The sequence below is a fragment of the Micromonospora sp. NPDC005174 genome (assembly GCF_040608495.1).
GTDB lineage: Bacteria > Actinomycetota > Actinomycetes > Mycobacteriales > Micromonosporaceae > Micromonospora.
The window spans coordinates 1-24,694 of the sequence record NZ_JBEXIJ010000041.1 but is presented as its reverse complement, the minus strand read 5'-3'; the positions used below and the strand labels follow the sequence as shown (position 1 = coordinate 24,694).

Below are 24,694 nucleotides of genomic sequence, written 5' to 3'. Positions count from 1 at the left end.
TCGCTGCGACCTCGACCTGAGGGGGGTGCGGCATGACCGTCCGACGTGGTCGGTTACTGGCCGTCGTCATAGCGACGGCCATCGTTGTGGTGTTGGTGGTGCTCGCGGTCCGCGCCGGTGGTGACCCCGGCCGGCCGGCTGCCGCGCGCGTCTCGGCGTCCCCCACGCCGACGACCGCCCCGACCGGTCCACCACCCCCGCCGGTGCTCGTGCCCGGCCGCCCGGGGGAGCCGGCCGTCGCCCGGTCCGCGCACGAGCTGCGCGACGACAGCCCACCCCGCTACAACGCCCTGGACACCGTCTACGTCCAGATGATGATCCCGCACCACCAGCAGGCGCTGGAGATGAGCACGCTCGCGAAGGACCACGCGGCCGACCCCCGCATCCGCGCCTACGCCGACCGGATTCGCGCCGGCCAGGGCCCCGAGATCAGCGTCCTGCGCGGCTGGCTCTCCACCCGTGGGCTGCCCGAGACGGCGCCCGGCCACGACCACGCCGGCATGCGTGGCATGCAGTCCCCCGAGGCGATGCGGCGGCTCTCCGCCGCCCAGGGCGTCGAGTTCGACAGACTCTTCATCGCGATGATGAGCGAGCACCACCAGGGGGCCGTCACGATGGCCACCGACCTGCTGTCGGTCGGGGTCGACGCGACCCTCAACGAGCTGGCCACCTCCCTGGCCACCGAACAGGCCATCGAGATCACCCGCCTGCGTGAGCTGACCCCGCCCTGACCGTCGGCGACCCGTACGCTGGGTGACCGTGAGACGCACGCTGTTCGGCCGCCCCCTGCGCGGCGTCGCCTTCGACGTGGCGGTCTCCGGCGTGGTGGCGTTCGTCGGTCTCGCCTCGGCGGTGGCACAGCCCGGCGGTTGGGCCGCCGGCGTCGGCGTCGGCATGGCGGTGGCGCTGCTGTTCCGCCGCACCCACCCGAGCGCGGTGACCGTCGTCGTGGCGGCGCTCGCCCTGGTCCAGGTGATCGCCGGCTGGGGTCCGCTCGCCTTCGACGTCGCCGTCCTCATCGCGCTCTACAGCGTCGTGAAGTACGGCAGGCGTCTGCGCGACGGCGTGCTGGCCGGCGCGGTCGCCGCCGTGGGCGTGCTGCTCGCCGCCGCGCAGACCCCCGGCGTCATCATGTGGTGGGTGACCGCGCTGTGGTACGCGCTGGTCACCGGCGCGGTCTGGCTCGTCGCGCTGAACGTGCGGACCCGCCGCCTCTACGTGCTCAGCCTCGAGGAACGGGCGGCCACCCTGGAACGCGAGCGGGAGGCCGAGTCCCGCGCGGCGGTCGCCGAGGAGCGCACCCGGATCGCCCGCGAGTTGCACGACGTGGTGGCACACAGCATGGCGGTGATGATCGTCCAGGCGGACGGGGCGCGGTTCATGCTCGACCGTGACCCCGAGCAGGCCCGGACCGCCGTGAAGGTGGTCGCCGACACCGGCCGCTCCGCGCTGGAGGAGATGCGCCGGCTGGTCGGGGTCCTGCGCGACGCGGGCCCGACCGGGGCGGGCGTGGTGGCCGCCGACCCGGAGCACCGCCGGCTGGCGCTGGCCGAGCTGCCCGACCTGCTGGCCCGCTTCCGCAACGCCGGGCTGCGCATCCACGACACCGCCACCGGTCAGCCGCCGGCCCTGCCCCCGGGCCTCGAACTGACCGTCTACCGCGTGGTGCAGGAGGCGCTCACCAACGCGCTCAAACACGCCGGCGTCGGGGCCGCCGTGGACGTCACCCTGGCGTACACCGCCGAGGCCGTCGTGGTCCGGGTCGTCGACGACGGCCGGGGCCGCCCGGTGGTCAGCCCGGCGCCGTCCGGCGGTCACGGTCTGCTCGGCATGCGCGAGCGGGTGGCGGTGTACGACGGCAGCCTCACCGCCGGGGCCCAGCCCACCGGGGGCTGGCAGGTGGAGGTACGGCTCCCGCTACCGTCGGAGCCCTCAGCGGAGGTGATCGCGGCATGACGGTCCGGGTGGTGATCGTGGACGACCAGGCGCTGGTGCGTGCCGGGTTCCGGATGGTGCTCAGCTCCCAACCCGACCTGGAGGTGGTGGGGGAGGCCATCGACGGCGCGGACGCCCTGCGGGTGCTGGCCCGTACCGAGGCCGACGTGGTGGTGATGGACATCCGGATGCCCACCATGGACGGGGTGGAGGCCACCCGCCGGCTCTGCGCCGATCGGCCGTCGGGCCCGCCCCGGGTGCTGGTGCTGACCACCTTCGACACCGAGGCGGACGCCTTCGCCGCGCTGCAGGCCGGCGCGAGCGGCTTCCTGCTCAAGAACGTCCCGCCGGAGGAACTGCTGGACGCCATCCGGGTGGTGGCGCGGGGCGACTCGGTGGTCGCCCCGTCGATCACCCGGCGGCTGCTGGACCGTTTCGCCGGTCAGCTCGGCGCGGGCCCGACCGTCGACCCCCGGGTGGCCCAGCTCACCGAGCGGGAGCGGGAGGTGCTGCTGCTTGTCGCGCAGGGCCTGTCCAACGCCGAGATCGCCGCCAAGGTGCACGTGGCCGAGGCCACGGTCAAGACCCACGTCGGGCGCATCCTGGCGAAGCTGCACCTGCGCGACCGGGTCCAGGCGGTCGTGCTGGCGTACGAGAGCGGCCTGGTCACGCCCGGCCGGTGAAACCCCCGTACGACCCGGGTCGTACGGGCGGGCGGCCGAGCGCTACCTCGGGCGTACGCGGGTCGAGCGTGCAGGTGGAGATCGATCCGGTCGGACCGGCCATAGCGTCGGAGGGGTCCGATCCGCGCCGGCACCGGGAGCCCGCACATGATCCGCTTGACCCTGCGCTCGCTGCGCGCCGAGGCGCTGCGCATGCTGCTCTCCGCGCTGGCCGTCGTGCTCGGCGTGGCGTTCATCGCCGGCACGCTGATCTTCGTCGACGGGATGCGGGCCGGCGCGTACGAGCGGGCCGGAACCTTCGACCGACACACCGACGTCGGCGTCTATCCGAGCGGCGACACGGAGCTGCCGGCGAGCCTTGTCGACAGGGTCCGCGCCGTCGACGGGGTGGCCGCCGCGGCCGGGGAGCTGACCGGCGCCGGGGGGCTGCTCGGCACGGACGGTCGGCCGGTGCTGGGCTACGCCGTGCTCGCCGCGATCCCGACCGAGGCCGCCCTGCGGTCGTACGACGTGGTGTCCGGTCGCCTACCCGACCGCGCGGGCGAGGTGGTGCTCGACACGTCCACGGTGGCCGAGGAGGGCTTCACCCTCGGTGCCCCGGTCCAGGTCGGTGGCACCGGCGGCGCTGCCCGTCCGTACACCCTGGTCGGTACCGTCGACGTGGCCGGCACCGTCCGTGACATCGGCGGCCCGTACATCGGTCTGGTCGGCCCGGACGCGCTCGCGGTCAGCGGTGAGCGCGGTTACGACCGGATCATGGTCGCGGCGCGGCCGGGCACGTCCGAGACGGTGCTGGCCGAGCGGCTCCGCGCGGTCGTCGGGGGCGTCGACGCCAGCGTCAAGGGTCGTCAGCAGATCCTCGACGAGGCGGTCGACGACGCGGTCCGTGACCTGAACCAGTTCACGATGTTGCTGCTCATCTTCGTCGGGGTGGCGGTGGTGGTGGCCGGCTTCGTGATCGCCAACACCTTCGCGATCGTGCTGGCGCAGCGCACCCGGCGGACCGCGCTGCTGCGCCTGGTGGGCGCGACCCAGGGGCAGGTCTTCCGGGCCGCCGTGCTGGAGTCGGCGCTGGTCGGTCTCGTCGCGTCCGTGCTCGGGGTGCTGCTCGGGGTGGCTCTCGCCGCCGGTATGCGGCTGCTGATGTCCGCACTGGATGTGCCGTTCTCCGGTGGGCTGACCGTGGCCGGCTCGACCGTGCTGACCAGCCTGCTGCTCGGCACCGCGCTCACTGTGGCGTCCGCCCTCGTGCCCGCCTGGCGGGGGACCAGGGTCGCCCCGGTGGCCGCGCTCACCGACGCCGCGGCGCAGCCCGGTCGGGGCGCCGGCCGCCTGCGCCTGATCTTCGGCGCGGTGGTGCTCGGTGCCGGCGTCGCGGCGCTGGCCGGTGCCGCCAGCGCCGGTCAGGTGCTGCTCGTCGCCGTCGGCGGCGTGTTGGCGTTCTTCGGGATCGTCCTGTTCGGGCCGGTGCTCGTCCCGGCGCTGGTCCGGGCGATCGGTTGGCCGGCCCGGCGGCTGTTCGGGATGACCGTGGGCCTCGCGGTGGCCAACGCCGTGCGCAATCCGCGCCGGGTCGCCGCCACCGCGACCGCCCTGGTGATCGGGATCGGGCTGGTGTCGGCGTTCGTGGTCGGCGCGCGCAGCACCAAGGACGGCATCGAGCGCAGCGTCGATGCCCAGATCGGCACGGACTTCGTGGTCAGCGGCATCGGTCAGAACCTGCCCGCCGCGCTCGCCGGTGAGCTGGCCGCGCGCCCCGAGTTGGGTGTGGTGCACGAGCAGCGCAGCACCGTCACCGGTGACATCGAGGTCCGTGCGGCCCATCCGGCGCTTGTCGGTCGGACGCTGACCGGAGTGCTGGCCGGCGACGTCGGGCGACTCGGGCCGGGGCAGGTCCTGGTGCACCGGGAGTTGGCGCAGGCGCGCGGTTGGCAGGTCGGCTCCACCGTCACCATCGCGGGGCGACCGTTCCGGGTGGCAGCGCTCGTCGCCGCCGATGCGTCGGCCATGGTCGCCGGCGCGGTGCCCGAGGGGCACGTCGTCGAGATGGACGACGCGGACTTCGCCGCGCTCTTTCCCCGCGAGAGGGGTTTCCTGGCCGAGATCGACCCCGCCGGCGGCGTGAGCGCCAAAGCGGCCCGCGACGCGATCGGGGCGGTGCTGGCCCGCTATCCGACGGTGAACCTGATGGATCAGGGCGCGTACAAGAAAATGCTCACCGGCACGGTGGACATGCTGTTGGCCTTCGTCACCGCGCTGCTCGGCCTGGCCGTGGTTATCGCACTGGTCGGCGTGGCGAACACGTTGAGCCTGTCGGTGGTCGAACGCACCCGGGAGAACGGCGTGCTGCGGGCGGTCGGACTGACCCGGAACCGGATGCGGGCCATGCTCGCGGTCGAGGCGATCCTGATGGCGGTGGTCGGGGCGGTCCTCGGCATCGGGCTGGGCGCCGGCGTCAGCGCGGCGGGGATGGCGCTGCTGGCCCGCCTCGGTGGGGACTTCCACGTGGTGCTGCCACTGGGCCAGCTCGGGTCGATCCTCGGCGTGGCCGTGCTGGCCGCTCTGCTCGCCTCGGTGCTTCCGGCCCGCCGGGCACTGTCGCGGCCTGTCGTCGAGGCCCTCGCCGACCAGTGACCGCCCGCTGCGGCGTCGTCGTCCGGGACCGGGCTGTCCAGCCTGTCGGGGGCGACATCCGCCGGCCGGTCCCGTCGCCTTCCCCGGCGGCGGGACCGGCCAGCGGTGCCGGGCCTAGAGGCGTTCGACCATCTCGCCGACGCACCGGTTGCGGGTGTCGAAGACGTAGCGGGCGTGCCGAACGACCAGGTCGTAGTCGAAGCAGTCGTGGTCGGTGACCACCACCACCGCGTCCGCGGTCCGCACCTCCCGCTCGGTGAGCCCGACGACGGTGACCCCGGCGGGAATCTGGTGGGCCTCCGCGTACGGCTCGACCGCGTGCACCTCGGCGCCGAGCGCCTGCAACCGGCGGGCCACGTCGACGGCGGGGGAGTCGCGCATGTCGCCGGTGTTCTTCTTGTACGCGAGTCCGAGCAGCAGCAGGCGAGCCCCGCTCACCGCGCGGCCGGCCCGGTTAAGCCCTGCCATGATCCGCTGCGTGACGTGCTCGGGCATCTCGTGGTTGATGTCGTTGGCCAGCTCGATGAACCGGAACTGCCGGCCGAGACGCCGTTTGACCTGCCAGGACAGGTAGCACGGGTCGATCGGCAGGCAGTGCCCGCCGACGCCCGGACCGGGCCGGAACGGCAGGAACCCGAACGGCTTCGTCTCGGCGGCGTCGATCGCCTGCCAGACGTCGATGTCCAGGTGGTGCGAGAGCATCGTCAGCTCGTTGATCAGCGCGATGTTGACCTGGCGGAACGTGTTCTCGATCAGCTTGGTCAACTCGGCGACGCGGGTGGAGTCGACGGCGACGGTCCGCTCCACGATGCGCTGGTAGAACCCCTGCACCTGGGCGAGGGACACCGCGTCGATGCCGGAGACCACCTTCGGGGTGTTCTCCAGTCGCCAGGTCGGGTTGCCGGGGTCGATCCGCTCCGGGCTGTAGCCGAGGTGGAAGTCACCGGGGCTGCTCAGCCCGCTGGCCGACTCCAGCAGCGGCCGGAGCAGCTCCTCGGTGGTGCCGGGGTACGTGGTCGACTCCAGGATGACCGTGCAGCCCGGCCGCACGTACGGGCCGATGCCGATACCGGCCTGCTCGACGAAGCTCAGATCCGGAGTCCCGTCGCGCAGCGGGGTGGGCACCGTGATGACGCAGATGTCGAAACCCTCGGCGTCGGTGTACTCGGTGCTCGGGCGGTACCGGCCGCTGCCCAGCGCGCGGCCCAGCCGGTCGGTGGGGATGTCCTCGATGAACGACTCACCCGACGCGAGCCGCTTCACCCGGTCGGCGTCGACGTCGAGGCCGACGACGTCCAGGCCCGCCTCGACGGCGCACATCGCCAGCGGCAGTCCGACGTACCCCTGGCCGATCACGACCAGCTTCTCAGCGCTCACCCGGGCTCCCGCGGCAGTCGGTGGAAATGACCTGCGGAGAGCCTAGAGTGGTTTTCGGCGACGTAAGTCCGTTTTGGGGATATCGGTGCTGGTGGGACGGCTGGTCAGTTGCCTGCCGGGTCCTCGGGGCCGGTCGGTGGATCGGTGGAGGGGCTCGGGTCGGTCGCCGGCGAGTTGCTCGGCGACGACGGGGTCTTCGGCGGGTCGCTGGGTGGCGGCGCGGTGGTCGCGCTCGGCGTCGGCGACGGCGGGGTGGACGACTGACTGGGCTGTGCGCTCGGGGTGGCGCTGGCCGACGCGGACGTGGTGGCGTCCGGGACGTTCGGCCGGTTCGGCCGGCTCGGATCGTCACTGGTCTGCTCGTTCGCCGCCGGCAACTCCGCCTGCTGGGTCGGCCTCTGCGACGGCGCGTTCGTCGGTAGCTTGACGGCCGGATCGTTGCCGGTGTTGCGCGCCGCGCCCAGCGCCGCGCCGAGGCCGATCAGCGCGACCAGCATCGCCACCGCCGCGCCGACCAGCGGCCCACGCCGCCGCTGACGTCCGGTGTCGGCCGTGCCCGCCACCGCCGCGCCGACCGGCACGTCGGTGCGGGTGCCCGGACCGGCCTCGCGCAGCGCCAACGCCGTCGGCGGCTCGCCGCCGGTGACCGCGGTGCGGGCCGCCTCGGCCATCGCCGACCCGCTGGTGAAGCGCTCCAGCGGGTCCTTCGCCAGGGCCCGCGACACCAGGGCCCGGACCGCCTCGGGGATCTCGTGCGGCAGCTCCGGCGGCTCGTCGTCGAGGTGCCGGACGGCGACCTGGAGAGGGTTGTCACCGGTGAACGGCGGACCGCCGGTGAGGCAGCAGTACGCGACGGCGCCGAGCGCGTAGATGTCGGTGGCGCCGCTGACCGGTCGACCGGCGGCCTGCTCGGGCGCCATGTAGAGAGCGGTGCCGGGCACCGCGTTGGTGCTGGTGATGCTCGTGACGTTGGTGGAGCGGGCGACGCCGAAGTCGACCAGCACGACCGTGCCGTCCTCCTGCACCAGGAGGTTGCTGGGCTTGACGTCGCGGTGCACGATGCCGCCCCGGTGCGCCGCGCCCAGCGCGTGCGCCGCCTGGGCCACGATCGACATCGTCTCGGCCACGTCGAGGCGACCGGCCGCCTCGATCCGCTTGGACAGCGGCTCACCCTCGACGAACTCCATGACCAGGTAGTCGGCCCGGCCGCCGTCGGGCAGGTCGTCCTCGCCGCAGTCGTACACCTGGACGATGCCGGGGTGCCGCAGCGCGGCCATGATCCGTGCCTCGGCCCGGAAGCGGGCGATGAAGTCCGGGTCGGAGACCAGCGCCGGCAGCAGGACCTTGACCGCGACCTGTCGGCCGAGGACCAGGTCGGAGGCACGCCAGACGTCGCCCATGCCGCCCGTGGCGACACGTTCGTCCAGGCGGTACCGACCGCTGAGCACGACCTCCGATGACAACACAGCATTACCGTACCCAGAGTGGCGGACAACGGCGCGCCGTGGTGGATCGGCCGTGTGGTCGTACCCGTCGGTCCACCGGGACGACCTGCGAGGGCCGGCTCGGTCTGTGACGGCACGATGACGCCAGGTCACAAAAAGTGACACATTCCGGCGGACGCTCGCCCGGTCGCCGCCGAAGTGAGCCGTCTGGGGTCGGGAGCGTCGGACGGTCGTTGGCCGTTACCGCGCCGCGCCGGTGGGACGGCTTGATAATTGTCACTCTTCCGTAATGCGTTCCCAACTTGTCGCGTCGGTGGTCCCCTCCTACCGTTAGCCCGGCTCGGGCCGCCCGACGGGCAGCGCGTCGAGCGCCATCGCGCCGGGTGTGGACGCCCCGGCCGGCCCGGACGCGGGCCCGAATCGGATTCGGTGGGGGAGGCGGGTGCGGTGTCGACGGTTCGCGAATCGCCCACGCCGCCGGCGTGTGTGGTCCCGGAGCGTTCAGGCCGCTCCGTGAGCCGCCGATGACGGGCGAACTGTCCGACGCGGTCACCGCCGCGCAGGCCGGGGACGAGGACGCGTTCCGCTTTCTGTACCGCAGCCTCCAGCCGGGCCTGCTGCGCTACCTGACGGCCCTGGTCGGGGCGGACGCCGAGGACGTCGCCTCCGAGGCCTGGTTGCAGATCTCCCGCGACCTGCCCACCTTCACCGGCGGCGAGTTCCGCGCCTGGACGGTCACCATCGCCCGCAACCGGGCGATGGACCACCTGCGGCGGATGCGGCGACGACCGTCGCTGCCGGTGCCGGTGCAGGCGCTCACCGACCTGGCCGGCGACGGCGACACCGCCGAGCGGGCCGGCGAGACGATCAGCACCGAGGCGGCGCTGGCGTTGATCGCCACGCTGCCACCCCGCGAGGCCGAGGCGGTGTTGTTGCGGGCCGTGATCGGGCTGGACGCGGAGTCCGCCGGTCGGGTGCTCGGCCGTCGGGCCGGCGCCGTACGGACCGCCGCCCACCGTGGGCTGCGGCGACTCGCCGCCCTGCTGGACGGGCAGACCGTACCGACGCCAGCGGCCGATGGCGACGCCACGACCCAGGCCGCCGGTCTGCGGCGCACGGTGCCCGGAGCGCCGAGCACACCGCCGCTCGGCGCCGAGGTGGTTCCGCCGGCCCGTCGACGGATCGGCCGATCCCGGCAGACGTCCCACGCCGAGCAGGCGGACGGCTGACGTGAAGGGATTCCGCATGAACCCGTACCGGCCGGACCGGCGTGCCGGCCGCGCCGAGACCGAACGGATGTTCGACGCCACCCGCGGCGACGCCGTCACCGACCCGGACGCGTCCGTCGATCCACTGGCCGGGCTGCTCGCCGCTGCCGCGGGCCCGGTCCGGCCGGGGGAACTGGCGGGCGAGGAGGCCGCAATGGCCGCGTTCCGTGCCGCCCGTGCCGCTCCCGCACCCGCCGTGGCCCGACGCCCACGCCGTCTCCGGCTCACCACCAGCGCGGTCGCGTGGCTCGGCGCGCTCGCCGCCACGGCCACCGCCGGTGTCGCGTTCGCCGCGGCCGGCCTGGACAAGGCGCCCGATCCACCGCCGCCGGCTGTGCCGACCAGCGCGCCACCGAGCACCACCGGCCCGGCGGCGACGGCCTCCACCGGGCCCAGCGGACCGACGCCGTCCAGACACCCCCTTCCGTCCGCCTCGCCGTCGGTCGGCACGACGCCCGACGGTCAGGTCCACGGGCTGTGCCGTGCCTGGCGGGCCAAGAAGCCCGAGCAGCGGGAGAAGGCGCTACGGACGCCCGCCTTCCAGCGGCTGGTGACGGCCGCCGGTGGGGTCGCCGCTGTCGAGGAGTACTGCCAGCGACTGGTCCCCGAGACGAAGCCGTCGTCCCCGTCACCGGCACCGTCCGCTCCGCCGGGACCGACGCCGGCCGCCGAACCGTCCCCGGCGGCGACGCCACCCGGCCCGAAGAAGGTCAAGCCCTCGCATCCGGCGGGACCGGCCGCCAACTGAGCGTACGACCGGCGCGGTTCGTTCTGCCCTGCACCGGGAAGCGCGTCTGTTAGACAGGAAATGGTGGCCCCGCCGACGCTGTCGAGAAAGCGTCGACGGCCGGGCCCGCGGTGGCGCGCGCGTTCCAGTCGAGGCACGGCGCCCGCGGTCGTCGCACGACGAAGGAGGCTGCACCGATGGTGACGTCGCCGGAGCTGGACCGGAGCGTGATCCTGCGCGACTCCGCCGCCGCATTCCGACATCTCGCACGCATCTGCTTCAAGACCGGCCCCCCGACGTACACGGGTGTCGAACTGGAATGGACCGTGCACGATGTCGCCGATCCCGCCCGCCCGGTCGACCCGGCCCGGTTGCGGGCGGCACTGGGGCGGCACAGCCCCGTCACGCTGGATCCGGCCAGCCCCGCCGAGCCGCTGCGACACGGCGGCACGGTGACCCTCGAACCGGGTGGCCAGCTGGAGGTCTCCACCCCGCCGCGCACCTCGACCGGCGTGTTGATCCAGGCCACCGAGGCCGACATCGCCCAGGTGAACGGCCTGCTGGCCGCCGTCGGCCTGACCCTGGGTCGCAGCGGTATCGACCCGCACCGTCGGCCCCGCCCGGTGGTGGAAACCCCCCGCTACCGGGCCATGCGCCGCGTGTTCGACGAGCGCGGTCCGGCCGGCCGGACGATGATGTACAGCACCGCCGGCCTCCAGGTCTGCCTCGACGTCGGTGAGCCGGACCAGGTCGGGGCGCGCTGGGCGGCGGCCCACGCCATCGGTCCGCCGATGCTCGCGGCGTTCGCCTCGGCCAGCCGACACGCCGGGCAGCGCACTGGTTGGGCGTCCGCGCGGATGGCCGCCTGGCTGGCCATCGACCCGGCTCGTACCCGCCCGGTGTGGACGCCCGGCACGGCCGCCGAGAATCCGACGGCCACCTGGACCCGTTACGTGTTCGGCGCGCCGCTGCTCTGTCTGCGCCGGCCTGGCCAGGACTGGACCCCGCCGCCGGGTGTCACATTCGGCGACTGGCTCGACGGCGCGCTGCCCCGCCCGCCCACCACCGACGACCTCGACTACCACGTCAGCACCCTCTTCCCGCCGGTGCGGCCGCGCGGCTACCTGGAGCTGCGGTACCTGGACGCCCAGCCCGACCGGGGCTGGCGAATCCCGCTGGCGGTGCTGAGCGCGTTGTTCCACGACGGGGGCACCGTGTGCGCGGCGTACTCGATCAGCGAGCCGGTGGCCCACCGCTGGTCGACCGCCGCCCGGCGCGGCCTGTCCGACCCCGCGCTGGCCGCCGCGGCGGCCGCGCTGTTCGACCTGGCCCTGGACGCCCTGCCCCGGCTGGGTCTGCCGGCGGGCACCCACGACGAGATCCACGAGGGCGTACGGCGGCGACTGGCCGCCATCCGGAGGGCCGAACGGTGAGCGGCGAGACGGAGGGTGCAACCGTGAGCGCGAGTGCGACGGACCAGGCCGACGGGGAACGGTTGCGGGGGCGGATCGCGGGGGAGTTGGCGCGTGCCCGCTCCCGAACGGCCCTGCTGACCGAGGCGGTCGACGACGCCGACCTGATGCGCCAGCACTCTCCGCTGATGTCGCCCTTGGTCTGGGATCTGGCGCACGTCGGCAACCAGGAGGAACTCTGGCTGGTACGCGACGTGGGTGGCCGCGAGCCGGTCCGCTGCGACATCGACGACCTGTACGACGCGTTCAAGCAGCCCCGCCGGGACCGCCCGGCGCTGCCCCTGTTGCCACCCGCGGAGGCGCGCGCCTACCTGGGTACGGTCCGCGACAAGGTGTACGACCTGCTCGACGCGGTGCGTTTCACCGACCGGCCGCTGGTCGCCGACGGGTTCGCCTTCGGCATGATCGTGCAGCACGAGCAGCAGCACGACGAGACGATGCTCGCGACCCACCAACTGCGCGCGGGGCCGGCGGTCCTGCACGCCCCGCCGCCACCCGAGCCGACCGTCCGTGTCGGCGGGGAGGTGCTGGTGCCGGCCGGTGAGTTCACGATGGGCACCGACACCGACCCGTGGGCCCTGGACAACGAACGCCCCGCACACCAGGTCCACCTGCCCGCGTACGTCATCGACGCCGCACCGGTCACCAACGGCGCGTACGAGGCGTTCATCGCCGACGGCGGTTACTCCGACCGGCGGTGGTGGAGCGCGGCGGGCTGGGAGCACCGGGTTCGTGAGCAGCTCGCCGCGCCCCTGCACTGGCGTCGTGACGGAGACCGCTGGACGTACCGGCGCTTCGGTCGATGGGACCCGGTACGTCCCGACGAGCCGGTGGTGCACGTGTGCTTCCACGAGGCGCGGGCGTACGCGGCGTGGGCCGGCAAGCGTCTGCCGACCGAGGCGGAGTGGGAGAAGGCCGCGCGGTGGGACCCGGCGACCGGGCGGTCCCGCCGCTACCCGTGGGGCGACGGCGAGCCGACCGGGGCGCACGCCAACCTCGACCAGCGTCACCTGCGGCCGGCACCGGTCGGCGCGTACCCGGTCGGCGCGTCGCCGCTGGGTGTGCACCAGCTCATCGGGGACGTGTGGGAGTGGACGTCGACCACGTTCACCGGTTATCCCGGCTTCACCGCGTTCCCGTACCGCGAGTACTCCGAGGTGTTCTTCGGCGACGACTACCGGGTGCTGCGCGGCGGCTCGTTCGGCACGGACCGGTCGGCGTGCCGGGGGACGTTCCGCAACTGGGACTATCCGATCCGACGGCAGATCTTCAGCGGCTTCCGCTGTGCCCGCGACGCCGCTGCGGAGGAGTCGCCGCGGTGAGGCACCCGGTGCCACGCGGGGTGCGCTGATGTGCCGTCACCTCGCCTACCTGGGACCACCGGTCACGCTGGCCGAGTTGCTGTTCGAGCCGGCGTACGCGCTGGTCCGTCAGTCCTGGGCGCCGCGTGACATGCGCGGCGGCGGCACGATCAACGCCGACGGGTTCGGCGTCGGCTGGTATCCCGACGGCGGCGCTCCGGTGCGGTACCGGCGTGCCCAGCCGATCTGGAGCGACCCGACGATCGCCGAGCTGGCGGCGGTGACCCGGGCCGGCGCGGTGCTGGCGGCGGTCCGTTCCGCCACGGTGGGGATGGCGGTGCTCGACGGCGCCGCCGCCCCGTTCGCCGAGGACCGGTGGCTGTTCAGCCACAACGGGGTGATCCGGGGCTGGCCCGACTCGATGGTGCCGCTCGCCGCCGGCCTGCCGGTGCGTGACCTGCTGACCCTGGACGCGGCCACCGACTCGGCGCTGCTGTGGGCGCTGGTGCGGCATCGGCTGCGCGCCGGCGACGACCCGGGCGAGGCGGTCGCCCGGACGGTGGTCGAGGTCGCCGCGGCTGCACCGGGGTCGCGACTGAATGTGCTGCTCACCGACGGGCGGCGGGTGGTGGCCACCACGTTCGGCCACGCGCTGTCGGTGCGCGCGGCGGCGGACTCGGTGGTGCTGGCGTCCGAGCCGCACGACGACGACCCCGGGTGGCGGCCGGTGCCGCAGCAGCGTCTGGTCGCCGCCACGACGGACGAGGTGCGGGTGTGCGAACTGCCGATCCGGTGAGCCGTGCCGGTCGGGCTGGGCGAGGTGTCTGACGACAGCAGGGAGGCGGGGGGATGAGCGCGGAACCGTTGGAGATCTACCTCGAACCGCGGGACCTGGAGCGTGGTCTGCGTGCGGACGTCCGGGCCGGGTTGACCGCAGAGGCCAAGTGGCTGCCGCCGAAGTGGTTCTACGACTCGCGGGGCAGCGAGCTGTTCGAGGAGATCACCCGGCTGCCGGAGTACTACCCGACCCGGGCCGAGCGGGCGGTGCTGGCCGCGCACGCCGACGACGTGGCGGCCCTGACCGGCGCGAAGACCCTGATCGAGCTGGGCTCGGGCTCGTCGGAGAAGACCCGACTGCTGTTGGACGCGTTCACCCGCCGGGGAGGACTCGGCACGTTCGTCCCACTCGACGTGTCGGTCAGCGCCCTGCTCGGGTCGACAGCGCAGATCGCCGCCGACTATCCGGGGCTGCGCGTGCGGGGGATCGTGGGCGACTTCACCCGCCAGCTCGACCGACTGCCGACCGGTGGTCGACGGTTGGTGGTGTTCCTGGGCGGCACGATCGGCAACCTGCTGCCGGCCGAGCGGGCCGGGTTCCTGGCCGCGATGCGCGCCGCGCTGGAGGTCGGCGACTGGCTGCTGCTCGGCACCGACCTGGTGAAGGACCCGTCGGTGATCGTGCCGGCGTACGACGACGCGGCCGGAGTCACGGCCGAGTTCAACCGCAACGTGCTGTACGTGGTCAACCGGGAGTTGGGCGCGGACTTCGACCCGGAGGCGTTCACGCACGTCGCCCGCTGGAACCCGGAGCAGGAGTGGATCGAGATGCGGCTGCGGGCGACACGGCCGATGCGGGTGCGTGTGCTGGACCTTTCGGTGGCGTTCGACGCCGGGGAGGAGCTTCGGACGGAGGTGTCGGCGAAGTTCCGTCCGGAGGGGGTGGCCGCCGAGCTGGACGCGGCGGATTTCACGGCGGCGCACTTCTGGACCGACCCGGGCGGGCTCTTCGGGGTGACGTTGGCCCGGGCGCGGTGAGGTGCTGTTCACCCGCGACGTCCGGTGCGCCGGGGTGATCGGTTAGGCTGGTCGCGCGAAGGGGAGTAGCCCCCAATGTCGTGGTCGACATACTGGTGCGTTCCGCATCCGGCCACGCGGCCCCGGTCTCCGGGGCGGGCGAGACCTTCGGCTCAGGCTGTCGCAGCCGGGTCGAGGGCGCCCCCGTACCTCCTCCCGGCGGAAACCGGAAGGATGTCATGGAGGGATTCCTCGCCGCGCTGGTCATCAGCTTCGGTGTCATATTCGTCGCCGAGCTGGGAGACAAGTCCCAGTTGATGGCGCTGACGTTCGCCACGCGGTTCAAGCCGCTCCCGGTGCTGCTCGGTATCACCGTCGCGACGGCGGTCGTGCACCTGGCGTCGGTCGCCATCGGTTCGGGTCTCGGCGCGGTGCTGCCCACCGAGTGGATCTCCCTGGTGGCCGGCGTCGCGTTCCTCGGCTTCGGCGCGTGGACGCTGCGCGGTGACACGCTCACCGAGGAGGAGAAGCGCAAGGCCGAGAAGACCAGCAAGAGGGCGATCGTGGCGGTCTCGGTGGCGTTCTTCCTGGCCGAGTTGGGCGACAAGACGATGCTCGCGACGATCACCCTGGCCACCAAGTACGGCTGGTTCGGCACCTGGCTCGGCTCCACGGTCGGCATGGTGGCCGCGGACGCGCTGGCCATCCTGGTCGGTCGGATGCTCGGCCGCCGCCTGCCGGAGAAGACCATCAAGTACGGCGCGGCGGTGCTCTTCGCCATCAGTGGCCTCTGGCTGATCCTGGAGGCCGTCAACGAGCTGACGTGAGCGCCGACTAGCTGCCCCGGTGGCGGGTAACGCCTGCGGGTGGAGCCGGCGGAGCTGCTGCGCCACGGCGACGAGGTGCTGGTCGCCGTGGTGGAGGCGGCCGGCGCCCTGGTGATCGTCGTAGGTGCTCTCTGGGCGGCGGTGCGGTTCCTGACCGAGGGGCTGCGGCACCGCACCGCCGCTGTCTTCACCCCGATCCGTCTGTCGCTGGGCCGGTTCCTGACGCTCGGCCTGGAGTTCCAGCTGGCGGCCGACGTCCTGCGGACCGCGGTGTCCCCGTCGTTCACCCAGATCGGCCAGCTGGCGGCGATCGCCACGATCCGGACGGCGCTGAACTACTTCCTGGGCCGGGAGATCCAACAGGAGCAGCGGCAGGTCGCCGATGGGCAGCGGCGGCCGTGATCGATGCCCTGGTCGAGGCGGTGACCGCGGCGGCGTTGGTCGCCGGGGTCGTCACGGCGTTGTGCACCGGCGACGTGCGGGTCGCCGTACGGGTGCTGTTGGACCTGCTGACGGCGGCCGGCCTGCTCCGGCTCGCGGGCGAGCCGGCCTGGGGTCGCCTGGCCGCCGTCGCGGCGATCGTCGCGCTGCGTCAACTGCTCGCGGCGGCGCTGAGTCACCCGCCACCCTGGTCACGGCGACAATCTCCGCCACGCTGCGGGGACGACGAGCACGGCCTACCGTGGGCGGTACCAGCGAAACAGTCGAAAGCGGGAGGATAACCACATGAGCCGGCACGACGAACCGAACGAGTACGGGTACGCCGGCGGCGCCACCGCTCCCGAGCCGCAGGCCGGCGGCAAGCCCGACGAGCAGGACCTCGCGGAGGAGGTGGCGGTGCCCGGCGACGACCTCACCGCGCCCACGGCCGACGCCCTGGCAGACGAGACCGAGGACCGGCGGCCCAGCGACGACCGCCGCCGCTGACCCGGCCGCCGGCCGGCCCGGTCAGTCGCGACCGGGCCGCTGATAGACATCGGGTACGCCGTCGCCGTCGGCGTCGAGTCGCTCCTTCTCGGCCACCCGCCGGTACGCGGTGTTGCGGCGGGCCAGCACAACGCCGGCGAGGATCGCGGAGATCACCGACCCGGTGAGCACCGCCGCCTTGACCCGTTGGTCGGCGGTGCTGCCCGCGCCGAACGCCAGGTCGCCGATGAGCAGGGAGACGGTGAACCCGACCCCGGCCAGCAGGGCGATCCCGCCCAGGTCGGGCCAGGTGATGTCCTCGTCCAGCTCGGCGCGGGTGAACCGGGCCAGCAGGTAGGTCGAGCCGAAGATCCCGATGCTCTTGCCGACCACCAGGCCGGCCACCACGGCGATCACCACCGGATCGGTCAACAGGGCACCCAGATCGCTGCCACGAAGTGTCACGCCGGCCGCGAAGAGGGCGAAGACCGGTACGGCGATGCCCGCCGACACGGGTCGCCACCGGTGTTCCAGGTGTGCGGCGAGCCCGCCCGCGTCCGCGTCGCCGGGCTCCGATCGGTCGGGCGTGGCAGGGGTGCCGCCCCGGGCTCGGGTCAGTACGGGAACGGTGAAGCCGAGCAGCACGCCGGCGACGGTGGCGTGCACACCGGAGGCGTGCACCAGGGCCCAGGTGGTGACCGCCAGCGGGATGAGAGCCCACCACCAGGTCCGGCCACGCTGCACCAGCCAGGCGAAGAGCCCGATCGGGGCGAGCGCGGCGAGCAGGGGTAGTGGGTGGAAGTCGGCGGTGTAGAAGACCGCGATGATGGTGATCGCGAACAGGTCGTCGACCACGGCGAGGGTGAGCAGGAAGGCGCGCAGGCCCTGGGGCAGGTGTGAGCTGACCACCGCGAGCACGGCCAGCGCGAAGGCGATGTCGGTGGCGGTCGGGATGGCCCAGCCCCGCAGTCCCTCGCCGCCGGTGCCGAGAAGCACCGCCACGTAGATCAGTGCCGGCAGCGCCATCCCACCCAGGGCGGCCACCACCGGAAGCGCCGCGCGTCGGGGATCGCGCAGGTCGCCGGCGACGAACTCGCGCTTGAGCTCCAAGCCGACCACGAAGAAGAAGATGGCCAGCAGCCCGTCGGCTGCCCAGGTCGCGAGACTCAGGTCGAGGTGCCAGCGCTCGCCGCCGGCCCACGGCACCCAGGCGCCGAGGCGGACGTACGCCCCGCTCCACGGCGAGTTCGCCCAGATCAGTGCGACGACGGCACCGAGTAGCAGCAGGGCGCCGCCGACTGTCTCGGTGCGCAGCACCTCGGCCAGGTGCCGGGCCTCGGGCCAGGACGACCGGGAGAGGAGCCGGACGCGCGGCCGATCGGTGGAGGGGGTGCGGCCGGTCATGGAGGGGCTCACCTCGGGTGTCGGGACGGCAGGGACCCAATCGCCGACCAGACTTCCCGGCACACCGCTGTCCACCCTATCCGGACGGCCGGAGGGCGCTGATCGGCATGGGTGAAACGCGGCGGCCGGGCGGGGCCGCGGGAAATCGGTCGCCGACTTTTCCGGCCATCGCCGCTGCCGAATGGCCCTTTGTCGGGTTGGTCATGCGGGCGCAGTTGGTCGCGTCGAAAATACATAACTCCGGACATAAGCCCTATGAGGGGCTTTAATGGTTTCACGAGTTGACAGACGACCTTGGGGGTTTTCGTGAAGTTCTTTGGCGTAACCGGACGCGCCCGGAGGCAATCCTGATGGACCTGCTCCGCCAACTGCGCCACGTGCGTCGGCACTGGTGGGTCGTACTGGTCACGGTCATGGTGGCCCTGGGCGTCTCGGCGTTCGTGACCGTACGGGCCAAGCCCCGGTACGTCGCCTCGGTGACCTTCTTCGTCACCACCCCCAACCAGGGCGTCACCGACGCCTACCAGGGCGGTCTCTTCCTCCAGCAGCGTGTCAAGTCGTACGCCGACCTGCTCAGCAGCGACCGCCTGGCGCAGAGCGTGGCCGCCGACACCCCGGTCGGGCTCACCGCGGACGAGGTGCAGCGCCGCGTGACCACCGCCACCGAGACGGGCACCGTCCTGCTGCGGGCCTCTGTCACGGACACCGACCAGACCCGGGCCCTGCGGGTGAGCGAGACCCTCGCCGCCAAGTTCGTCGAACTCGTGCAGAAGGTCGAGACGCCACCCGAGGGCAAGGCGCCCATCAAGATCGAGGTGGTCAGTGGCCCACGGGTCACCGCGAGTCCGGTCTCGCCGAAGCCGCTGCGCAACCTCATGCTCGGCGGCCTGCTCGGTCTGGTGCTCGGCGTCGGCCTGGCGATCCTGCGCGGCGTCGCCGACATCCGCCTGCGGGACGCCGCTGGCCTGCAACGCGCGACCGGAAGCCCGCTGCTCGGTGAGATCCCGTTCGAGAGTGCCGCCCGCACGGCCCCGCTGATCGTCGGCGAAGCCGCGACGTCGGCCCGCGCGGAGGCCGTCCGCAAGCTGCGGACCAACCTGCGCTTCGTGGACGTGCACGAACCCGCCCGGGTCATCGCCGTGACCAGTGCCCTGCAGGGCGAGGGCAAGACGACGATGTCCTGCAACCTGGCCATCGCGCTGGCCGAGGCCGGCTGGCGGGTGCTGCTGGTCGACGCCGACCTGCGCCGCCCGAAGGTCGACGACTACCTGGGCCTGGACGCCGGTGTCGGTCTCACCGACGTGCTCGTCGGTGACGTCCAGGTCGGTGACGTGGTGCAGCGCTGGGGCGACAAGTCCCTGCTGGTGCTGCCCAGCGGTTCCGCGCCGCCCAACCCGAGCGAACTGCTCGGCTCCAAGGCGATGGCGGACCTGCTGCTCGCGCTGCGTGAGTCCGCGGACATCGTGATCATCGACACCGCGCCGCTGCTCGCGGTGACCGACGGTGTCGTGGTGGCCGTCCAGGCCGACGGGGCACTGCTGGTGAGCCAGCAGGGCCGTACGTCGCGGGCCCAGGTTGCCGCGGCGGCCCGGTCGTTGCACTCGGTCTCGGTGCGGCTGCTCGGCTGTGTGCTGAACATGGCGAAGGTGGCCAAGGCCGAGGCGTACCAGTACGAGGCCTACCGGGTGGTCGCCTCGAACGCCGCGCAGTCGGTCCCGACCGACCGGGCCCCCGCAGCCCGGCACAGCGAGGGCGCGGGGGTCAACAACGGCGTCAGCGACCGTACCCAGGAACTCACCCGGTTGCCCCGATGAGCGCGGCGAGGGGTCGTAGCGAGCGTTCGATCTCCTCGGCGCAGCGTCGGAAGTCGGCGGCGGTGCCGCCGATCGGGTCCCGCAGGTCGTCCGCGTTCGGGGCGGCGGGTTGCAGCCGCCCCCGGGCGTGGGCGGCGGCGGCGATCGCGGCCCGCAGCGGATCGTCGGCCGATTCGGTCGGCGGCTCGGCCGCCGCCGCCAGCCGGCCGAACTGGCGCAGGGTGAACGTCCGGTGCAGCGCTCCCGGCGCCAGTGCGGTGCACACCGACCGCTGCCGGCGCGTCGCGGTCAGCACGAGGGTCGCTTCGGTCAGGTGTTCGGCCCGCAGCGTCCGACTGGCGAACGCCGCCGGATCGCCGCCCTCCTCGGTCGCGATCTGCGCCGCGTACGGGTGCATGGCCATCCCGTCCATCGCGTCGGTGCCGGCGCTGGACACCAGCACCGGCCGGTCGGCCAGCAGTCGGCGGGCCAGGAACTCGGCCATCGGCGAGCGGCACAGGTTGGCGTGGCAGACGAACAGCACGCGGTCGGCCATCGGAAGCCCTCTCGTGGGTGCGGACACGGACCGCCGCACCGCGAGGGTGGTGCGTCGGCGCCGGGGGACGCGCGGCGAGGGGTTGTCGGCATCGTACGCGGGCCGGCCGTCCGTCGGACGCGGTGCCGCGCCGGCCGAGATCGATCCGTGCCCACCGGCGGTGCTCCGGTGAAGATCGGCATCCTGTCGTACCACTTCCCACCCGAGCCGGCGTTCATTCCGGGCAGCCTCGCCGAGGAGTTGGCGGCGCGCGGGCACGAGGTCCGCGTCCTCACCGGATTTCCCGACTACCCGGGCGGCCACGTCTATCCAGGGTGGCGGCAGCGGTGGCACCACGAGACGCACAGCCGACGGCTGACGGTCCGGCGAGTGCCACGCATCTCCGGTGGGGCCGCTTCCCCGGGAGCGCGGATGGCCAGTTACCTGTCGTTCGCCGGAAGCGCCTCGCTGGCGGCACGGCGGTTCCTGGCTGACGTGGACGCCCTCTACGTCTTCCAGTTGCCGGCCACCACGTTCGCCACCGCCGCCGTGCTCCGCCTGCTCGCGAGGGTGCCGGTGGTGCTGCACGTACAGGATGTCTGGGCGCGCGACGGCGTCGACGCGGCAGGCGACGGACGCTGGTCCGCGCGGATGGGTGCCGCGATGACCCGCATCTACCGGTCCGCGGCGCGGGTCGCCGTGGCGGCGCCGTCGATGCGCGACCTGGTGGTCGCCGCCGGTGCCGACCCGGGCCGGGTCCACCTGGTCCTCAACTGGACGGACGAGCGCATCTTCTACCCGGCGACCCCCGGCGCGGCGGCCCGGCAGATGGTCCGCCGGGATCGCCGGTGCGTGGTCATGCATGCCGGGACCATCGGGCCTCGTCAGGGGCTGGAGACGGCGGTACGGGCGGCGGCGGCGCTGGACCGCACGATGGACCTGGTCCTGGTCGGGTCGGGCGCGGACGAGCGGCGGGTGCGGGGGCTCGCCGCCGACCTCAAGGCGGAGAACGTCCGCTTCCTGGATCGGCGCTCACCTGTCGACATGCCTGAGCTCTACGCCGCCGCCGACTACCAGCTGATCATGCTGCGCGACCTGCCCGAGCTTCGCGGCATGGTGCCGGGCAAGCTGCAGGCCGCGCTCTCGTGTGCCGCGCCGGTCGTCGCGTCGGCCGGCGGGGACACCGCCGATCTGGTCGAGCGCGCCCGGGCCGGGCTGTCCTGCCCTCCCGAGGACTGGGCCGCGCTGGCCGACCGGTTCTGGCTTGCCGCGACCATCCCGCCGCCCGCACGCACCGAGATGGGGCGCCGGGGACGACAGACGTACCTGCGGGAGATGTCCCTGCCGGATGGCGTGGACCGGATCGAACGCCTGCTGCACGAGGCCGCGGGCCGCGTTCCGCAGGCGGCGGGACGTCGCGAGGAAACCTTGCGTAAAGGACGTTAATTGCCATAACGGTACGAGAGTCCTCGTAACGTGCTAAGAACGTCTAGGAATCCGACGGGCTGTCCGATTCCGGCAAACGGGAGTGTGGTGTGACGGAGAGCGAACGGCCGCGTCGACGGCGAAGCCGGTCCCGGCGTCGTCGGCGAGCGCGACTGCGACGTGCCCTGCTCGGTGCCCTGGTGGTGGGATCGCTGGTGCTGGCCGCGGGCGGATGGGTCGGCTTTCGCGGTTGGCAGGCGCGCGCACACCTGATCAACGCCGCCGGCCTGGCCCGGGAGTTGAGCGCCCAGGTCGTGGGCGGGGACACCGATCGCGCCCTGCGGACCCTCTCCGCCCTCCAGGAGCAGTCCGGCGCGGCCCGGGCCGCCACAGCCGACCCGAGTTGGAAGATCGGTCGGCGTACCCCGGTCGCCGGCGACGACCTCGACGCGGTCCGTCTGATCGCCGTCGCCATCGACGACCTGGCCCGGCGGGCGTTCCCCAGCCTGCTGCGCACGGACCTGACCAGCCTCGTGCCGGCCGGCGGCCGGTTGGACCTGGCGCGGCTCGCGTCGGTCTCGGCAGAGCTGACGCGGGTGAACGACGCGGTGCAGGGCACCCGTCGCGACCTGGCCAGCGTGCCGGCCGACCGGCTGCTCAGCCAGGTCCGGCAGGCGCTGACCGACCTCCGTGGCGAGATCGACCGGCTGGCCAGCCTCACTGCCGCCGCCGACCAGGGCGCGCGGCTGCTGCCGCCGTTGCTCGGCGGCGGTGGCCCGCGGCGCTACCTGCTCGTCTCGCAGAACCTGGCCGAGTTGCGGGCCACCGGTGGCATGTTCGGCGCGTACGCGATGATCGAGGCCGAGGGCGGACGGGTTCGGATGGGCCGCCAGGGCAGCAGCGCGTCCCTCGGCCAGTTCACGCCGGCGCTCAAGCTGCCCGCCGAGACCCGGGCGATCTGGACCGACCTGCCGGGCATCTACCCCGCGGATGTGAACCTCACCCCGCACTTCCCGACCGCCGCCGCCCTGTACCGGGAGATGTTCCGGCGCAAGACCGGAACCGCCGTCGACGGCGTGCTCGCCGTCGACCCGGTGGTGCTGTCCTACCTGCTCAAGGCGACCGGTCCGGTGCTGGTGCCCGGTGGGGTGCCGCTGGCCAGCGAGAAGGTCGTGCAGACCGTCCTCAACGAGACCTACCAGCGGCTGGACACCGCGCAGCAGGACGCCTACTTCGCGTCCTCGGCCGCAGCGGTGTTTGACGCCTTCTTCAAGAAGAATGTCAACCCAAGGGTGTTGTTGTCCGCATTTGACCGTGCTATCACGGAACGCCGGATATTGTTCTGGAGTGCTCACTCGGAAGAACAGCGGACGTTCGGCGACAGCCGGATGGCCGGGACGCTTCCGGAACAGGACACCGTGCCGACGGTCGGCGTGTTTCTCAACGACGGCAGCGGCGCGAAGCTCGGCTACTACCTGCGGCCGACGGCGAGCCTCACGGTCGGCGACTGCCGGCCCGACGGCCGCCGCGAACTCCGGCTGCGGGTGACCCTGCGCTCGACGGCGCCGAAGTCAGGGCTCAGCAAGTCGATCCTTGGCCTCGGCCTGGCTGGCGATCCGTACACCGTGCGCACGTTGGTGTCGATCTACAGCCCGGCTGGCGGCGCCGTGCTCGACGCCCGGCTGGACGGGGCTGAGACGGCACTGGGCAGCGGCACCGAACGCCGCCGCCAGGTGGCGACGGCGAACGTCGACATCGGCCCCGGCGTCGAGAGGGCGCTGGAGGTCACCGTCCTGACGGCCAAGACCGGCGTCGGGCAGGCCGAGCTGTGGCTGACCCCCACCGCCAGCCCATGGACCACCCAAGTTCATTCCGCACCAAGCTGTGACCAGTAGGAGGGAACCAATCATGCGGCTATCCCGCATCATCATGGCGCTCACGGTCGGCCTGGCCGTGGTGGCCGTGCCGACGGCAGCGGGGGCGGCACAGCCGCAGCCGACGCCCAGCGCGACCACCGATCCGCCCCAGCCGCCGCCATACCCGCCGGCCGCCGCGTCCCTGACCGTCAACCGGCCGACGATCTTCCTCGGCGAGACGGTCGTCCTGACCGGTACGGGCTTCGGCCCCAACGAGACCGTCGACATCTCCGTGACGGTCACGCCGCTGGCAGCCCCGGCCGCCGGCAAGGCGCCGGCCCGCCGCAGCGACGGCACCACCGTGGCCATGGCGCCGGTGGCCTACCAGGCGAGTGCGCCGCTGACCTTCACGGCGTACACCAACGCCCAGGGGCGCTTCACCAAGAGCTACAAGCCGTCGGTGACCGGTCTGCTGACCTTCACCGCCACGGGCCGCGAGTCCGGCCGGACCGCGACCACCGAGCTGCGGGTGCTGCACCGCAAGCAGCCGCTGCCCGTCACCGGTGACAGCATCGGTACGCCCATGAAGCTCGGCGGCGGCCTCGTCGGCGCCGGCGCGATCATGCTGCTGCTGACCCTGGCCTGGCGTCGCCGCCAGCGCTTCGGCGGAGCCGCGCACTAACCGGCACCACCAATCGGGCAGTGCCCGGATCGCACCCTTGGGCTGGCGCCCGTCGGATCTTTCGACGGGCGCCAGCCCCACGTCGCGGGTGGGGCGTCCATGCCGGGTGGGGCGTCCATGCCGCCGTTGGCGTGATCGACTTCAGATCGCCGATGCGGGGGTATGGGCCGTGTGGGATGGCCCCACGTCGGCGATCTCGGGTCGATCATCTCGCTGGGGGCTATGTCCGGCAGTGGGGCTTGCGGGCGGGTGAGCGGATGCGGTTCGTGGGCGGGAATCGTGGCGGGCCCGGGGTCGTTACATACCCTGACGATCGCAGGACCACGGCCGCCCGACCCGTTCGGAGCGGGTGGGAATGGCCGGCCGGGCCGGGTCGTTGTGCAGGGACTCGAACGACCGCGGGCCTCGCCGCCCGCCCGGCTCGACCCGGTCCCGCCCGGTGCACAGCCCCGGGAATGACCCCGGCCAGCCGGTCGTTACACCCTGTCCCGGCGCCACGAGCCCCCCGCTCGCAGGCCGCCGACCCGGACTTCTTAAGCGCCCGGACGAGGTGCTGACCCCCACGTCACCCGATCCCCCGAACGGTGTCGCGTGGGTGTTTCCTACCCCCGAAGGAGCTACCCCCATGAA

Annotated in this window: 22 protein-coding genes; 18 read left to right on the top strand and 4 right to left on the bottom strand. The window is 73.1% G+C overall.

Features of this window, described 5'->3' with window-relative positions:
- Positions 1–32 precede the first annotated feature (32 nt).
- The 4 genes from ABZU91_RS29640 to ABZU91_RS29625 all read left to right on the top strand — a co-directional run bounded on the left by ABZU91_RS29640 (position 33) and on the right by ABZU91_RS29625 (position 5,252).
- Entirely contained in the window at positions 33–731 is a 699-nt protein-coding gene (locus tag ABZU91_RS29640; RefSeq protein ID WP_355247542.1) for a DUF305 domain-containing protein, read from the top strand.
- Between the two features lie 22 nt (positions 732–753).
- Positions 754–1,956, top strand: coding sequence for a histidine kinase (locus ABZU91_RS29635; RefSeq protein WP_355247539.1), 1,203 nt, complete (start codon positions 754–756; stop codon positions 1,954–1,956).
- A complete protein-coding gene (locus tag ABZU91_RS29630; protein ID WP_355247536.1) occupies positions 1,953–2,618 on the top strand; it encodes a response regulator transcription factor in 666 nt (221 codons plus the stop codon). Before ABZU91_RS29635 ends, ABZU91_RS29630 begins: the two co-directional genes overlap by 4 nt.
- Before the next feature lie 147 nt (positions 2,619–2,765).
- A complete protein-coding gene (locus ABZU91_RS29625) occupies positions 2,766–5,252 on the top strand; it encodes an FtsX-like permease family protein (RefSeq protein ID WP_355247533.1) in 2,487 nt (828 codons plus the stop codon).
- Positions 5,253–5,366: 114 nt separating this feature from the next.
- On the opposite strand, the gene ABZU91_RS29620 is transcribed toward ABZU91_RS29625, so the two are convergent.
- A complete protein-coding gene (locus tag ABZU91_RS29620) occupies positions 5,367–6,629 on the bottom strand; it encodes a nucleotide sugar dehydrogenase (RefSeq protein WP_355247530.1) in 1,263 nt (420 codons plus the stop codon).
- 104 nt (positions 6,630–6,733) lie between these two features.
- Entirely contained in the window at positions 6,734–8,095 is a 1,362-nt protein-coding gene (locus tag ABZU91_RS29615; protein ID WP_355247527.1) for a protein kinase, read from the bottom strand.
- Positions 8,096–8,598: 503 nt separating this feature from the next.
- Between ABZU91_RS29615 and ABZU91_RS29610 the strand changes: the two genes are divergently transcribed.
- From ABZU91_RS29610 to ABZU91_RS29565, 10 genes are all read left to right on the top strand, one after another.
- A complete protein-coding gene (locus ABZU91_RS29610) occupies positions 8,599–9,303 on the top strand; it encodes an RNA polymerase sigma factor (RefSeq protein ID WP_355247524.1) in 705 nt (234 codons plus the stop codon).
- 16 nt (positions 9,304–9,319) lie between these two features.
- Positions 9,320–10,090 carry a hypothetical protein gene (locus tag ABZU91_RS29605; RefSeq protein WP_355247521.1) on the top strand — a complete coding sequence of 257 codons (771 nt, stop codon included), beginning with the start codon at positions 9,320–9,322 and terminating at the stop codon, positions 10,088–10,090.
- Positions 10,091–10,266: 176 nt separating this feature from the next.
- Positions 10,267–11,502: an ergothioneine biosynthesis glutamate--cysteine ligase EgtA gene (gene egtA / locus ABZU91_RS29600; RefSeq protein WP_355247519.1), complete on the top strand. Its 1,236-nt coding sequence runs from the start codon at positions 10,267–10,269 to the stop codon at positions 11,500–11,502.
- A 23-nt stretch (positions 11,503–11,525) separates the two neighbouring features.
- Positions 11,526–12,863 carry an ergothioneine biosynthesis protein EgtB gene (gene egtB / locus ABZU91_RS29595; RefSeq protein ID WP_355247516.1) on the top strand — a complete coding sequence of 446 codons (1,338 nt, stop codon included), beginning with the start codon at positions 11,526–11,528 and terminating at the stop codon, positions 12,861–12,863.
- Between the two features lie 28 nt (positions 12,864–12,891).
- Positions 12,892–13,638 carry an ergothioneine biosynthesis protein EgtC gene (gene egtC, locus ABZU91_RS29590; RefSeq protein WP_355247514.1) on the top strand — a complete coding sequence of 249 codons (747 nt, stop codon included), beginning with the start codon at positions 12,892–12,894 and terminating at the stop codon, positions 13,636–13,638.
- 53 nt (positions 13,639–13,691) lie between these two features.
- Positions 13,692–14,657 carry an L-histidine N(alpha)-methyltransferase gene (gene egtD / locus ABZU91_RS29585; RefSeq protein WP_355247511.1) on the top strand — a complete coding sequence of 322 codons (966 nt, stop codon included), beginning with the start codon at positions 13,692–13,694 and terminating at the stop codon, positions 14,655–14,657.
- 218 nt (positions 14,658–14,875) lie between these two features.
- Positions 14,876–15,463, top strand: coding sequence for a TMEM165/GDT1 family protein (locus tag ABZU91_RS29580; RefSeq protein ID WP_355247508.1), 588 nt, complete (start codon positions 14,876–14,878; stop codon positions 15,461–15,463).
- A gap of 39 nt (positions 15,464–15,502) precedes the next feature.
- Complete coding sequence (locus tag ABZU91_RS29575; protein WP_355247506.1) at positions 15,503–15,865, top strand: DUF1622 domain-containing protein; 363 nt, start codon at positions 15,503–15,505, stop codon at positions 15,863–15,865.
- Complete coding sequence (locus ABZU91_RS29570) at positions 15,862–16,185, top strand: hypothetical protein (protein WP_355247503.1); 324 nt, start codon at positions 15,862–15,864, stop codon at positions 16,183–16,185. Before ABZU91_RS29575 ends, ABZU91_RS29570 begins: the two co-directional genes overlap by 4 nt.
- 4 nt (positions 16,186–16,189) lie before the next feature.
- Positions 16,190–16,390: a hypothetical protein gene (locus ABZU91_RS29565; protein WP_355247500.1), complete on the top strand. Its 201-nt coding sequence runs from the start codon at positions 16,190–16,192 to the stop codon at positions 16,388–16,390.
- 21 nt (positions 16,391–16,411) lie between these two features.
- Here ABZU91_RS29565 and nhaA read toward each other — a convergent pair whose 3' ends face one another.
- Positions 16,412–17,773 carry a Na+/H+ antiporter NhaA gene (nhaA, locus tag ABZU91_RS29560; RefSeq protein WP_355247497.1) on the bottom strand — a complete coding sequence of 454 codons (1,362 nt, stop codon included), beginning with the start codon at positions 17,771–17,773 and terminating at the stop codon, positions 16,412–16,414.
- 350 nt (positions 17,774–18,123) lie between these two features.
- Between nhaA and ABZU91_RS29555 the strand changes: the two genes are divergently transcribed.
- Positions 18,124–19,587, top strand: a complete 1,464-nt coding sequence (locus ABZU91_RS29555) for a polysaccharide biosynthesis tyrosine autokinase (RefSeq protein ID WP_355247494.1) — start codon at positions 18,124–18,126, stop codon at positions 19,585–19,587.
- Here ABZU91_RS29555 and ABZU91_RS29550 read toward each other — a convergent pair.
- Complete coding sequence (locus tag ABZU91_RS29550) at positions 19,568–20,122, bottom strand: low molecular weight phosphatase family protein (protein ID WP_355247491.1); 555 nt, start codon at positions 20,120–20,122, stop codon at positions 19,568–19,570. The two genes, ABZU91_RS29555 and ABZU91_RS29550, sit on opposite strands and share 20 nt — an antisense overlap.
- A gap of 168 nt (positions 20,123–20,290) precedes the next feature.
- On the opposite strand from ABZU91_RS29550, the gene ABZU91_RS29545 reads away from it, so the two are divergent.
- The 3 genes from ABZU91_RS29545 (at position 20,291) to ABZU91_RS29535 (ending at position 24,064) form a co-directional block, all read left to right on the top strand.
- On the top strand, positions 20,291–21,547 hold the full coding sequence (locus tag ABZU91_RS29545; protein WP_355247488.1) for a glycosyltransferase family 4 protein: 1,257 nt from the start codon (positions 20,291–20,293) through the stop codon (positions 21,545–21,547).
- 179 nt (positions 21,548–21,726) lie between these two features.
- The gene (locus ABZU91_RS29540; protein ID WP_355247485.1) at positions 21,727–23,421 is read left to right on the top strand and encodes a DUF4012 domain-containing protein; all 1,695 of its coding nucleotides are present in this window, start codon (positions 21,727–21,729) and stop codon (positions 23,419–23,421) included.
- Positions 23,422–23,434: 13 nt separating this feature from the next.
- Positions 23,435–24,064 (top strand): hypothetical protein, encoded by a 630-nt coding sequence (locus ABZU91_RS29535; protein WP_355247482.1) that lies wholly within the window; start codon positions 23,435–23,437, stop codon positions 24,062–24,064.
- Positions 24,065–24,694: the final 630 nt, after the last annotated feature.